At 64.1% G+C, this 13,582-nt stretch carries 10 protein-coding genes; 6 read left to right on the top strand and 4 right to left on the bottom strand.

The window, feature by feature from the left end:
* Window positions 1–86 precede the first annotated feature (86 nt).
* Complete coding sequence (locus tag NZU74_10090) at window positions 87–3,332, top strand: S41 family peptidase (GenBank protein MCS6881672.1); 3,246 nt, start codon at window positions 87–89, stop codon at window positions 3,330–3,332.
* A 220-nt stretch (window positions 3,333–3,552) separates the two neighbouring features.
* Here the strand turns inward: NZU74_10090 and NZU74_10085 are convergent, their stop codons facing one another.
* The 4 genes from NZU74_10085 to NZU74_10070 all read right to left on the bottom strand — a co-directional run bounded on the left by NZU74_10085 (window position 3,553) and on the right by NZU74_10070 (window position 9,169).
* On the bottom strand, window positions 3,553–4,335 hold the full coding sequence (locus NZU74_10085) for a succinate dehydrogenase/fumarate reductase iron-sulfur subunit (GenBank protein MCS6881671.1): 783 nt from the start codon (window positions 4,333–4,335) through the stop codon (window positions 3,553–3,555).
* A gap of 90 nt (window positions 4,336–4,425) precedes the next feature.
* On the bottom strand, window positions 4,426–6,399 hold the full coding sequence (locus NZU74_10080; protein ID MCS6881670.1) for a fumarate reductase/succinate dehydrogenase flavoprotein subunit: 1,974 nt from the start codon (window positions 6,397–6,399) through the stop codon (window positions 4,426–4,428).
* A gap of 21 nt (window positions 6,400–6,420) precedes the next feature.
* A complete protein-coding gene (locus NZU74_10075; GenBank protein MCS6881669.1) occupies window positions 6,421–7,149 on the bottom strand; it encodes a succinate dehydrogenase cytochrome b subunit in 729 nt (242 codons plus the stop codon).
* Between the two features lie 403 nt (window positions 7,150–7,552).
* Complete coding sequence (locus NZU74_10070) at window positions 7,553–9,169, bottom strand: ATP-binding protein (GenBank protein MCS6881668.1); 1,617 nt, start codon at window positions 9,167–9,169, stop codon at window positions 7,553–7,555.
* 437 nt (window positions 9,170–9,606) lie between these two features.
* Here NZU74_10070 and NZU74_10065 point away from each other — a divergent pair, with 437 nt between their 5' ends.
* The 5 genes from NZU74_10065 (at window position 9,607) to NZU74_10045 (ending at window position 13,333) form a co-directional block, all read left to right on the top strand.
* A complete protein-coding gene (locus NZU74_10065; protein MCS6881667.1) occupies window positions 9,607–10,629 on the top strand; it encodes a glycosyltransferase 87 family protein in 1,023 nt (340 codons plus the stop codon).
* Window positions 10,583–11,107: a tRNA (adenosine(37)-N6)-threonylcarbamoyltransferase complex ATPase subunit type 1 TsaE gene (gene tsaE / locus NZU74_10060; protein MCS6881666.1), complete on the top strand. Its 525-nt coding sequence runs from the start codon at window positions 10,583–10,585 to the stop codon at window positions 11,105–11,107. The genes NZU74_10065 and tsaE overlap by 47 nt, the downstream gene beginning before the upstream one ends.
* Before the next feature lie 275 nt (window positions 11,108–11,382).
* Window positions 11,383–12,051 (top strand): tRNA (adenosine(37)-N6)-threonylcarbamoyltransferase complex dimerization subunit type 1 TsaB, encoded by a 669-nt coding sequence (tsaB, locus tag NZU74_10055; GenBank protein MCS6881665.1) that lies wholly within the window; start codon window positions 11,383–11,385, stop codon window positions 12,049–12,051.
* A gap of 112 nt (window positions 12,052–12,163) precedes the next feature.
* Entirely contained in the window at window positions 12,164–12,880 is a 717-nt protein-coding gene (locus NZU74_10050; protein ID MCS6881664.1) for a DUF3662 and FHA domain-containing protein, read from the top strand.
* Window positions 12,881–13,333, top strand: coding sequence for an FHA domain-containing protein (locus NZU74_10045; GenBank protein MCS6881663.1), 453 nt, complete (start codon window positions 12,881–12,883; stop codon window positions 13,331–13,333). It begins immediately after the preceding gene.
* The last annotated feature ends 249 nt before the right edge of the window (window positions 13,334–13,582 follow it).

Below are 13,582 nucleotides of genomic sequence, written 5' to 3'. Positions count from 1 at the left end.
AGGTCGGGGAAACCTGGTTTCCCCCGCCCCCTCCAACAGGCTGTCAATCATGTTGAGAAAAGCTCATAAGAGAGAAACCCACTACCGTGAGCGAACCCGCACCTCAGTTATACCTGCGGACCCCCGCCATTGACGCCGATGGACGGCAGATCGCCTTTGTGTATGCTGGCGACATCTGGCTGGCAAGCGCCAGTGGCGGCCCTGCCGAGCGCATCACCGCCCACCAGGCATCTCATTACGCGCCCCGCTTCAGCCCTGATGGGGCGAGCATTGCCTTTACGTCGGGACGCAGCGGTTCGGGCGATATCTATGTGCTGCCGCTCGGCGGCGGTCCCGTCCGGCAATTAACCTTCCACGACGCCTTCTGCCACGTCGAGGACTGGGCGCCTGACGGCCAGAGCATCTTCTTTACCTCGGATCGCGAACGGATCCGCCCCGATATTTACCGCGTTGATCTGAATGGGGGCACGCCAGTGCTGGTGTACAGCGAACCCTATGAGAACCTGGCGCACGTGAGCGTCTCGCCTGATGGGGAGTGGCTGGCCTTTGCCAACACGCGCAACCGCTGGTGGCGGCGTGGTCCCAATCCCTTCGCCCCCGATGAGATCTGGATCGCGCCGGTGACGACCGACTATACAGCCTTACGCAAGATCGCCGGTCCTGGCAGCGCCAACGGCCATCCGGCGATTGCCGCCCCCTACGCCGGGCGCAACACCGCGCCGCTCTGGGCGCCTGATGGCCAGGGGCTGTACTTCGTCAGTGACCGTGACGGCGTTGAGAATATCTGGTACGTACCGCTGGACGGGAGCGAACCGCGCCAGGTTACCCGCTTTACTGAGGGACGGTTGTGCTTCCCGGCGATTGCCCGGCGGAGCGGGCTGATCGTCTTCGAGCGTGACTGGCGCCTCTGGCGGCTGGATCCGGCGTCGGGCGCGTGCGAGCCGATTGATGTGCGGGTGCGCGCTGATACCAAGCATACCCCCGTGCGAGTGGAGAGCTGGCCGCGCTGGTTCTCCGAGTTGCGCCTCAGCCCCGATGGCAAGAAAATCGCCTTTGTCGCCCGTGGCGAGATTTTTGCTGACTTCGCCGATAAAGAGACCGACCGCGATATCCGCCAGGGACCTTCGTTTCGCGTCACCGATACACCGGCGCGCGAGAGCCAGATTGTCTGGACCCCCGACAGCAACAGTTTGATCTACGTCTCCGACCGTCATGGCGAGGACGAACTCTACCGCTACGACTTCACCACCCGCCAGGAGACGCGCCTGACCTGGGATCTGACGCCCAAGCGCCTGCCCCGTGTTGCGCCCAATGGTAAAGCGGTGGCCTACATCAGCGGCCAGGATTCGCTATGCGTCCTCGACCTGGCCAGCGGCGAACGCCGGGAGTTGTGTCGGGCGCGCTTCGTGTTCGCCAGGGATCTGGCCTGGTCGCCCGACTCGTACTGGATCGCCTTCCTGGCCCAGGACGAACGCTATTTTAGCAATGTCTGCGTGATCCCCGCCGCAGGCGGCGAGCCGCGCCAGGTCAGCTTTCTCAGCAACGTCGGCGGCGGCGATCTGCTCTGGGCGCCGAATGGGCAGTTCATTATCTTTACGACCGAACAGTACCGCGCCGAGACCCAGATTGTGCGGGTGGACCTGCGTCCGCCGCCGCCGATCTTTCGTGAGGCCGAGTTCGAGCGGTTGTTTGAGAAGCCGAATCCCGGCGAGCGGGCCGGCGGGGAGGGCGCCCCTGCCGCTGAGCGCCGCCAGGCTGAGACAGAGCAGGGGGCAACGGGCGAGCGGCCATCTGACGGCGCGGCCTCCGTTACGGCGAAGCCCGATGCCGGCGATCCGCCCGCTACGTCCCCGTCCTCGCCGCTGGAGATCGTCTTTGAAGGCATTGAACAGTGGCTGCGCTTCCTCACGCCGCTTCAGATGAACGCCAGCGCTGAGGCCATCAGCCCCGACAGCAAGGATCTGCTGTTGCTCGCCACCGTTGCCGAAAAAGTTAATGTCTGGACATTGCCGCTCGATGAACCACGGGCCGACCAGGCCCCGCGGCAATTGACCGCGACCGATGGCGATAAGCGCGCTCTGCAGTTCACGCCCGATGGCAAGGCCTTTTTCTACCTCGAAGACGGCTACGTCACCGTGCGCAAGTTTCCCGGCGGCAATGACCCCGTGCGCGTCAATCTGCGCGGGGATGTCAACGTGGATTTTCACCGCGAGAAGTGGCAGATCTTCAATGAAGCCTGGCGCGCCCTGCGCGACAGTTTCTATGACCCCACCTTTCGCGGCCAGGACTGGACGCGGGTGCGCGAGCGCTTCGCGCCGCTGGTCGCCGGTGTGCACACTACCGCTGAGTTGCATACCGTAATCAATCTGATGGTTGGCGAATTACGCGCCTCGCATCTCGGAAGCTACTCTAATGACTGGACGGGCAGCGACGGCTACACCGGGATCATCTTTGATGCGGCTGAGCAACGCGCCACCGGGCGCTTGCGCGTCGCCCGGCTCGTGCCCGACAGCCCCGCGGCTCGTGCCGAACACCCCCCGCGCCCTGGCGAGTATCTGCGCGCCGTGGATGGGATACCGGTCGGGCCGGAAACAAGCCTGGATCAACTCCTGCGCCGCAGCGCCGGGCGCCGCGTGCGCCTGACCTTCGCCGACACACCCGATGGCGACCAGGGGCGCGATGTCGCCCTGCGCCCGGTGGACGCCGATGCGTATGAGCGGCTACGCTACCGCGACTGGGTGATTGCCAACGAGCAGTACGTTCACCGCATGAGCAACGGGCGCCTGGGGTACGTGCACATCGAAGAGATGAGCTACGCGGCCTATCAGCAGTTCCTGGCCGATCTCGACGCCGAGACCTACAGCAAGGAAGGCGTCATCATTGATGTGCGCTACAACGGCGGCGGCCATACGGCGACCTTTGTGCTCGACGTTCTGATGCGACGCTCCACTGTCCTCAGCGGCTTTCGCGAACGCAACGGCGCTGATGCCGGCCATCTGGCGGGCAACCGCGTCCTCAACAAGCCGACGGTGCTCGTTACTAACGAACGTTCGGCGAGCAATACCGAGGTGTTGAGCGAGAGCTACCGCCGGCTGGGGCTGGGCAAGGTCGTCGGCCGTCCTACCGCCGGGGCGGTTATCTGGACCTATGGCATCCGTCTGCTGGACGGGGTCTGGTTTCGCCTGCCGCGCTTGTATGTCGTAACGCCCGAGGGAGAGGACCTTGAGGGGCGCGGGCGACCGGTTGATGTGGAGGTTGAGCGCCCGCTGGGCGAGTGGGCGTCGGGCCGCGACCGCCAGCTCGACGCGGCGATTGCCGTCTTGCTGGGATAAACGCCCCGTCGCCTGGCTAGAGCATTTCTCAGAAAGGTTGACGCAACGGCTACGTTGCGTCCCGGCGGTCACGGGTGATCGGCAAGCCTCGGTGCAAGGTGTGCAGGAGATGCGGTAGACCGGTGGAGGCGTGTGCAAGCAACGCCGTTGCCTGCATTACAAAAACGCCAGCCGAGCCCCCAGGGCGCGGCTGGCATGTCCGGCGAGAACCGGCTGCCGCTTAACTGGCCTTGGCCGCGGCCGGCTGCACCGTTGGTTCGATGCCCTTGAGCGCGGCGACAATCAGATCGCGGTTAAGCCGGGCGATAGTGTCCATGCTGATCTCCTTCGGGCAGACGGCGGAGCATTCGCCGATGTTGGTGCAGTTGCCGAAGCCTTCGAGATCCTGCTGCATCACCATGTTGACTGCTCGCTGATACCGTTCCGCCTGGCCCTGGGGGAGGAAGCTCAGATGGGCGGCCTTGGCGGCCACGAAGAGCATCGCCGAGCCGTTGGGACAGGCCGCGACGCAGGCTCCGCAGCCGATGCAGGCGGCGGCGTCCATGGCCTTGTCGGCGTCGGGCTTCGGTACGGGGATGGTGTTGGCATCGGGGGCCGAGCCGGTGGAGACGCTGATGTACCCGCCGGCCTGGATGATCCGGTCGAAGCTCGACCGGTCCACCACCAGGTCTTTGATAATCGGGAAAGGCAAAGCGCGCCACGGCTCGATGGTGATAGTGTCACCATCTTTGAAGCTGCGCATGTGCAACTGGCAGGTGGTGATCGCCGCCTTGGGGCCGTGGGCGACGCCGTTGATCATCAGCGAGCACATGCCGCAGATGCCCTCACGGCAGTCATGGTCAAAGGCGATCGGCTCCTCGCCCCTCAAGATAAGCTCTTGATTGACCACATCGAGCATTTCCAGGAACGACATATCCGGGCTGATATGGTCGGCCTGGTAGGTCTTGAACTCGCCTGGCGTCTTGCTGTTCTTCTGACGCCAGACCTTGAGAGTGAGCTTCATGGTTCCTATCGCTCCCCATTAGAGATTTTAGATTTTGGATTTTGGATTTCGGATTGCCTACAATCAAAATCCAAAATCTAAAATCCAAAATCACTTATAGCTGCGCTGCGATGGCTTGACGTATTCGAAGACCAGCGGTTCCTTGTGCAATTCGGGTTTGGCAAGGTCGCCGGTGTATTCCCAGGCGGCGACGTAGGAGAAGTTTTCGTCGTCACGCTTGGCTTCGCCGTCCTCGGTCTGGCTCTCTTCGCGGAAGTGCCCGCCGCAGGACTCGGTGCGATGCAGAGCGTCAATGCACATCAGCTCGGCCAGTTCGAAGAAGTCAGCCACGCGCCCCGCCTTCTCCAGTTCCTGGTTCAGTTCGCCGCCTTCTCCCGGCACCTTCACGTTCTGCCAGAACTCCTCGCGCAACTCGGGAATGCGCCGCAGCGCTTTACGCAGACCGGCATCATTGCGGGACATGCCGCACTCGTCCCACATCAACCGGCCCAGTTCGCGGTGGAAGGAGTCGACGGTGCGCTTGCCGTTGATGCTGAGCAGCCGCTTGATGCGATCCGTCACCTCGCCCTCGGCCTCGGCGAAGGCCGGGTGGTCGGTGCTGAGGCCGCCTGGCTTGACGCCGGCCAGGAAGTTGGCGATGGTGTAGGGTAGAATGAAGTAGCCATCGGCGAGGCCCTGCATCAGCGCCGATGCGCCGAGGCGGTTCGCGCCGTGGTCGGAGAAGTTAGCCTCGCCGGCTACGAACAGCCCGGGGATAGTGCTCATCAGGTTGTAATCCACCCACAGCCCGCCCATGGTGTAGTGCACGGCGGGATAGATGCGCATCGGCACCTCGTAGGGATTCTCGCCGGTGATCTGCTGGTACATATCGAAGAGGTTGCCATAGCGTTCGGCGATCTTCTGCTTGCCCAGCCGCTTGATCGCGTCGGCAAAGTCGAGGTACACCCCCTGGCCGCCGGGGCCGACCCCACGGCCCTCGTCGCAGACCTGCTTGGCGTTGCGCGAGGCCACGTCGCGGGGCACCAGGTTGCCAAAGGCCGGGTAGCGCTCCTCCAGATAGTAGTCGCGCTCGCTTTCGGGAATGTCCTGGGGCCGACGGGTATCGCCCTTCTTCTTGGGCACCCAGATGCGCCCGTCGTTGCGCAGCGACTCGCTCATCAGCGTGAGCTTGCTCTGGTGATCGCCGGTGACGGGAATGCAGGTGGGATGGATCTGGGTGAAGCAGGGATTGCCGAAGAACGCCCCGCGCCGGTGGGCGCGCCAGATGGCCGTGGCGTTGCAGCCCTTGGCGTTGGTGCTCAGATAGAAGACGTTGCCATAGCCGCCGGTGGCCAGCACCACCGCATCGCCCACGTGGCGCTCGATCTTCCCGGTAACCAAATCGCGGGTGATGATGCCGCGCGCGCGGCCATCAACTACTACCAGGTCGAGCATCTCGGTGCGGGGGTACATCTTGACCGTTCCGGCGGCGATTTGCCGCGAGAGGGCCTGATAGGCGCCGAGCAGGAGCTGCTGCCCGGTCTGGCCGCGAGCGTAGAAGGTGCGGCTCACCTGGGCGCCGCCGAAGGAGCGGTTATCAAGGTAGCCGCCGTACTCGCGGGCGAAGGGCACCCCCTGGGCCACGCACTGGTCAATGATGTTCACCGACACCTGGGCCAGGCGATAGACATTGCTCTCACGGGCGCGGAAGTCGCCCCCCTTCACCGTATCGTAGAAGAGGCGGAAAATGCTGTCGCCGTCGTTGCGGTAGTTCTTGGCGGCGTTGATGCCGCCCTGGGCGGCGATCGAGTGGGCGCGGCGCGGGCTGTCCTGATAGCAGAAGCACTTGACGTTGTAGCCCTGCTCGCCGAGCGTCGCAGCGGCCGAGGCGCCGGCCAGCCCCGACCCTACCACGATAATCGTGTACCGGCGCCGATTGGCCGGGTTCACCAGCTTCATCTCGAAGCGGTGCTTGTCCCAGCGCTGTTCGATCGGGCCGCCGGGGGCTTTGGAGTCCAGACTCTTGACATACTCGACCGTGCGCACGCCGGTGCGAGTTGTCGTCTCACTCTTAGTCTCGCTCATCGCTCACCTGCTCCTCACCAATTACGCCGCCGGGCCGACGATCCCGGCCATCACCGCGATCGGGAACGAGATGTTGCCGATCACCACCGCCAGAGCGACCAGAACCGCCAGACCACGCAGCAGCCGCGTATACATCGCGTTATTCAGGCCGAGGGTCTGAAACATGCTCCACACCCCGTGGTACAGGTGGAGCCCCAGGGGGATCATCGCAAAGATGTAAAAGCCGGAGATCAGCGGGTTCTGAAAGCCTTTCACAACATTGCTGTACACCTCGTACTCGCCGCCGTGCGGATGCTTGAACTCACCCGGCCCGTATCCCACGACCCCGAAGGTAAGATGCAGCAGATGGTAAATGATGAACAGGAAGATCACAATCCCGCCAAAGCGCATGGTATAGGCAGCGTAGCCCGTCTGGCGCTTCTTCTCCCCATAGCGTCTCATGCTGCTCACGCCGTTGGCGAATGTATTCTTCTGGCTCTGCATCGTCAACATGGTGGCCGACCAGATGTGCAGCACTACCGAGGCCAGCAAAATGACACGGGCGACCCACAGCAGGTGCTCATGCCCGAAGACAGGATAGCCCAGTTCACGCAGTCCCGCCGCATAGGCGTTGAACACCTCCGGCCCCTGGTACATCTTCAGGTTGCCGTACATGTGGAAGACCACGAAACCGACAAGGATGAAACCGGTGACCGCCATGATCACCTTCTTGCCGACCGACGTTCGGTAAAGCGTGAGGACCCCTGTCATCGTCGCTTCCTTCCCTTGCAATGCTCGTGCAATTGGAACAGAACTAACCATCCGCCGCCACGCCGGGTTGCGTATGGCTGGCCACTCTCTCACGGCGGGAGCTGGACTCGGGGCAGATGCGTTAGACGCCGCTTACTTGCAAAAGGAATTATATCCGAACGCGATCAGCTTGTCTAACCTGTGCAAAATCCGTGCGAAATTGTGACAAAAGGCGCAGGGCGTATGGACGCGGCAGAGACGCTCTAGAACCGCGCGATCTTGAAGCAATGCCAAACTTGTCTTTTCGCGCACAAGAAATGGCGGGCCTGTGGCCCGCCAGGAAGGGGGAAGAAGCTCAACCAGATGCGCCGGAGGGTCGGGCTGTAACCGTTCCGCCAGCCCTGCCTCTCGCCGCGCCGTTCCGTTAGAGATCCAGCCGCACCTTGGCCCCGAAGTTCTTCTTCTCCTTGCTGGGGAAGTACGTCAGACAGGCCGCGTCGAGCAGGTCGGCGGTGAGCGCCGGTTGTTCCATGTTGTATTTCGCGATGGAAATCAACTGGTCGAGGATATCGCGCGGCTGGCACATGCGGAAGGGCCGGTTGTCCGGCCTGTACCATTTGTTGACCAGGTAATCGAGCGCCCGGTCGTCGTAGCGCACGCCCCGCGCCTTGCACATGATCTTCCAGATCTCCCGCCACTGCTCCTCAGTGGGGTCAATGATCTCAAACTTGAACTTGATGCGCCGCAACAGGGCCTCATCGCCGAGATCCTTCGGGTCCAGGTTGGTGGAGAACATAATCAACTGGTCGAAGGGGATCTGGATCTTCTGCCCGGTGACGGTGTTGAGGTAGTCGAAGCGTTTCTCCAGGGGCACGATCCAGCGGTTGAGCAGGTCGAAGACGCGCACCTGCTGGCGCCCGAAGTCGTCAATCAGGAAGATGCCGCAGTTGGCCTTCATCTGGAAGGGCGCTTCGTAGATTTTTGACGACTCGTTGTAGATCAGGTTCAACTGCTCCAGGGTCAACTCGCCGCCGACGATCACCACCGGGCGGCTGATGCGCACCCAGCGCCGGTCATACTCCTGCTGCTCGTCCCAGGGGCGCTTCGGCGGTTCATGCACAATAGCGTCGTACATTTTAATAATCGCGCCGTCGGCGTAGATCGTCTGCGGAATAAAGATGTCATCCCCCATCAGGTGGGTGATGCGCTCGGCGATGGTGGTCTTGCCATTGCCAGGGTAGCCAAAGAGCATCACTGAGGACCCCGAGTTTACCGCCGGGCCGACCCAGTTGAGGATCGACTCGTCAATCACCAGGCCGTGGAAGGCGTCGCGGATGTTTTTGCGCGTCACCTTGACGTTCTTGACCGTCTGGGCCTTGACCGAGGCGATCCAGTCGTCAATTGGCACCGGGGCCGGGCCGGCGTACTGGGTCTTGAGCAGGGCGGCCTGGGCGGCCTCCTGCCCGCGGGGGGTGAGCACATACTCGTAGTTGATGTCGCCGAAGCCTTTCTGCCCAATGATGTCAATCTGTTCCACCCGCCGCAGATCCTGGATCAATTCCTCGACAATCCGGTAGTAGAGACATAGCGCGTCGGCCAGTTCGCGTCCGGTCATGCGCCCGCGATTGTAGAGCACGCGCAGGAGGTGCTCGGTCAGAAAGGTGCGGTTGAGGCCGGTTTCCGCCAGGGTCTGGGGCGGGGGAGGCAGGAAGCTGTTGTTCAGGTGCGGGCGCGCCTCGTCCTCTGAGGGCGGCGGGTCGCCAAGGGCGCGCAGACTGGCGATGTTCTCGCCCCGCGCCCGCGCCTCGGCGATCAACTGCTCGAGGTCATGCACATGCATCTGGAGGTGGAGGATGGCGTCGCTGTCTTCCCTGGCCTGGGCCTCTTTCAAGCAGGCGTACACCGCGCGCGCCACGGTGTATTTGACCCCGTCAATATACAGATGGTGCAGGTATTCGGTGTCGCGGACGTAGCAATCGCGCGAATGGCCCTTGCGGCGAAGCATCTCGTCGTAGGATTGCTGATCGAGCAGGTAGCGCATACGTCTCCAGTCTGCGATGTGAAGATGCGGGTCAGTGAAACGCTTTTGCACCCAACATAACGCGCAACCGCGCGTCAGTGCGTAGTATAACGCTCTGACGTATGCGCGCCTATAGCGCGCCGGTACCGAGGCAGGCTAATACTGCCGGGTCTCTGTACGGCTCAACCCGTTTATTCGATTGCGGATTGTGGATTTTGGATTTTCGATTGCCGTCTATGGCGTCTCAAGGCGACCGGGGGATATGCGCTCCGGGCAACAGGTCTGGCATTCCCCGTCGCCAGGCGCGAGGAAAGAGAACGGTCGTAATAGGTATGTGCTACTGTGGCTTGCAACGACACCAACACCTTGCCGGGGAGAGGGCTGTCCGATGAACCGGGGCCCGGTCGGGAGGACGGCGCCCTTCCGACCTTATCCGGCCACACGAATGAGGTTCGCCGATGGAGCAATTCTGGCTGTCGGACTGGCGTTCATTGATGGGGGCCGTATTGCACTGGCTGGCCGGCGGCGACCCGTATGGCGCGTTTACCATGCCCGATGGCAGGGCCTACGAAGCCGGCTGGTACGCCTATCCGCCAGCCACGCTGCTGCTGGCGGCGCCCCTGGCCTTGCTGCCCTGGCAGGTCAGCGGAGTGCTGGTGCAACTGCTCTCGATCATCGGCTTTGAACGCTGGGCGAAGCGGATGAGCGGGCGCGTCGCCCTGCTCTGGCTGCTGCTCTGGCTGCCGTTGATGCAGGGGCTGGTGATCGGGCAGACCACGCTGCTGGCCCTGGTGGGCCTGATGCTTGCCGAGCAGGCCATGCGCTCAGGCCATGACCGGCGCGCGGCGCTGCTTCTGGCCCTGTGCCTGCTCAAGCCCCAGGCTACCATTCTGGGGGCCCTGTGGCTGCTATGGCTGGCGCTGCGCGAGGGCCGCTGGCGCTTGCTCGGCTTCTTTGCCGGCATCTGCGCGTTGCTCTGGGGAGGCGCGGCGCTGATCGCCGGCCCGCAGATCTACGTGCAGTGGCGCCATGGCCTCAACGCTTATCGCGTGGCTCTGCCTGACCGGCCGCTCCTCGCGCTGCCCTTCGGTCCGGTGCTGGGGCTGCTGGCCGCGGCCCTCTGGTGGCGCCACGGGCGCCACGACCCCTTTGGCGCCCTGGTGCTGCTGAATACGCTGCTCTACCCCCTCTCGGTGATCTACATCGCCGTCGGGATCGCCTTCGTGGTCATCCGCTGGCGGCCCGCCTGGCCCTGGTACCCGCTGATGCTGAGCTGGCTCATCCCCGCCGTGTTCATCCTCGGCGAGCGAACCCCGGATACCATTGCCGGGCTGACCCAGGCGATCATCGCCACCGGCCTCCTCGCCGGGCTGCTGCCGCGCCTGCCATTGCCTGCGATCCGCCGCTCTGCTCCGCCGTGCTACAATACAACCGATGAGCGACCAGCGCCTGCCGGCGGCCCAGACCGCCCACGAGCTTGATTTCATCAGCCATAGCCCCGCGCAGACCGAGCGCGTCGGCCAGCGGCTCGGCGAGCGCCTGCGCGCGGGGGATGTCGTGCTGCTGGCGGGCACGTTCGGCGTCGGGAAAACCCAGTTCGTGCGCGGGGTCGCGCGGGGTCTCGATTCACCCGATCTGGTCACCAGCCCCAGCTTTGTCCTGGTGAACGAGTACCGCGCCGGTCCGCGCCATCGGGGTATGCCGATTTACCATGTCGATCTGTACCGTATCGCCGAGGAGCGCGAGCTGGCGACCATTGGCCTCGAAGAACTCTGGTCGGGCGAGGGCGTCTGTCTGATCGAGTGGCCCGAGCGGGCGCTGGGGCGCATCCCCGCCGAGCATCTGGCGATCTACATGCAGCATCTCAGCGAAACCAAGCGCCGGCTGCGCTTCGTTCCTCACGGCCGGCGCTACGTCGAACTGGTGACGGCATTTAAGGAGACGGCGTTTCACGGATGACCCGCGCCTCCGGCGCGTTTTTGAACCGGAGGGGCCAGAGGTGGAGATAAGGTGGGTTTTCCTGCTACCCTGCTCGATATTTTAGGGACAGATAGAACGCACGAGCCCAGATGAAGTTTATGGCGTTGGGATGCGCTATTTCACCTTCACCCCCTCCCCCTGCTCCCGCACGCGGGGGAGGGGAGACCAGAGCCGCGGCCGGGGGCGTCCGAAAGCGATGGAAGCAGCGTTGGCTCGTCTGTTCTGTCCGCCCCTGAACCTGCCGGGATGGGAACATGCTGCTGGCAATAGACACTGCGACCAGCCTCACGGGGATCGCGCTGTACGATGGGCGCGGGCCGCTGGCGGAGTGCGTCTGGGAGTCGGGGCGCAACCATACGGCCCAACTGCTGCCGCAACTCGACCGGTTGCTCGGCTACGCCGGAGTGGAACGCGGGGCGCTGCGGGCGGTGGGGGTGGCCCTTGGCCCGGGCAGTTGGAGCGGCCTGCGGGTGGGCATGAGCGTGGCCAAGGGCCTGGCCCTGGCGGGCGGGCTGGCCCTGCTGGGGATCAGCACCCTGGAGGCCCTGGCCTACCAGCATGCTCATGCTGGCGTGCCGATCTACCCGTTGATCCGCCTGGGACGCGACCGCTTCGCGACGGCGGCGTTTCACTTCGCCGCCGATCCGGTGCGCCGCGAGCCGGATCGCAACGTGACCCTGGATGAACTCTGCGCTGCGGTTGAGGACCAGGCCCTGTTCTGTGGCGATCTGGACGAGGGCGCCGTGGCCCGGATTCAGGGCGCGCTTGGCGCGCGGGCGCTCTTTCCGCGCCCGGCGGCCAACCTGCGCCGGCCCGCCTTTCTGGCCGAACTGGCCTGGCAGCGTCTGGTCAGCGGCGAACAGGATGACCTGGCGACCCTGGAGCCGATCTACCTGGGCGAGCCGATAAGGCCGCGCCTATGACCGGGTGCAAGGGTTCCAGGAGGGCGAAGCCTCTGCGCCATGCAGAGGGGTGCGCTACGGTGGCAGGGACACGGGCAACCCGCCTGGACCGGCAATTCGAGGAGCGACAGCCATGTCGGCGCTGAGCCGCTTTGAGCAATTCATGGAGCAACTGGTAGAGGGGTCGGTGGCGCGCCTCTTCCGCAGCCCGGTGCAGCCAGTGGAGATCGCCCGGCGCCTGGAGCGGGCTATGGAGAGCCACCAGACCATCAGCGTCAGGCGCGTGATCGTGCCGAGCTTCTACCGCGCCTACCTCAATCCGCAGGATTTCGCCGCCTTCGAGCCGGTGCGGCCGCAAATCGAGCAGGAAATGGCCACCTACCTGAGCGAACTGGCCCAGGAACGCGGCTTTGCCATGCTCGAACACCCCCGCGTGATGCTGGCCGCAGACGCCGCGGTGCCGAAGCGCACCATCCAGGTCGTCGCCGAGATGACCAACAGCCAGGGGGCGGAGACCACCCAGGTCATTCCGCCGGCTGCCGCCGCGCCAGCAGCGCGCAAGAACCACGCCCTGCTACTGCTCCAGACGCCCGAAGGGCCGCACTCAATCCCTCTGGAGAGCACCGCCATCGCCATCGGGCGCGGCCTCAACAACGATGTCATCCTCGAAGACAGCCGCGTCTCGCGCCACCACGCCCAGTTGCGCTACCGGCAACGGCGGTTCTGGATCATCGATCTGGGCAGCACGAATGGCACCTTCGTCAACGGCGCGCGCGTCAGCGAAACCGCCCTTCGCGACGGCGACATCATCTCCCTGGGCGGCCTGGAATTGACCTTTCGCGACAGCTAGATGTTCGACATCGCGAATCTCTCCATCGGCGTGCTCCTCCTTCTGCTGCGCGTGGCGGTGGTGTTCTTGCTCTATTTTTTCCTCTGGCAGGTGTTGCGCGTGGTGGCCCGCGACCTCCGCGGGGCCAGCCCCGCCCCGCTCCCGGCCAGCCAGTACGGGCAACTGGTGGTCGTCTCCGCCGGGCAGACGGGGATTCCCGTGGGCAAGAGCTTCCCCCTGGCGCCCATTACCATCATCGGTCGCAGCACCGAGGCCGACATCTCCCTAAACGACACGTTTCTCTCGGCCGAACATGCCCGTCTGGAATGGCACGACGGGGTATGGCAACTCGAGGACCTCCACAGCACAAACGGCACCTATCTGAACGGCTTCGAAGTCCGCTCGCGCACCGAGGCGCACGACGGCGACATCATCCGGGTTGGACGCGTGGAGTTGAAGCTGCTGACCGCGTAGGCCCCCTGGCGTGACGTTAGATTGCCGATTGTGGATTGCGGATCGGGCGCGGCGCATCGAGACTTGCTGGCGTCACGCTGATGCCCGAACGGGCCGCCTGCCTGCGCGCGGCGCAGCCGCGCACCCCCGGCGCGCCAGGATGCTATGTGCCGGAGGACTCGCGGAGGGCTGCATCCTTCCGGGGAGATGCTTCGTATGAGGCGAATCCTCGCGGCTGTACAGAGGAAGCTGATCGGAGAGCGTAGCCTT

The organism is Chloroflexaceae bacterium (assembly GCA_025057155.1).
In the GTDB taxonomy this organism is placed as follows: Bacteria; Chloroflexota; Chloroflexia; order Chloroflexales; family Chloroflexaceae; genus JACAEO01.
The sequence above is the reverse complement of the archived record's forward strand: the minus strand, read 5'-3'. Positions and strand labels throughout refer to the sequence as shown.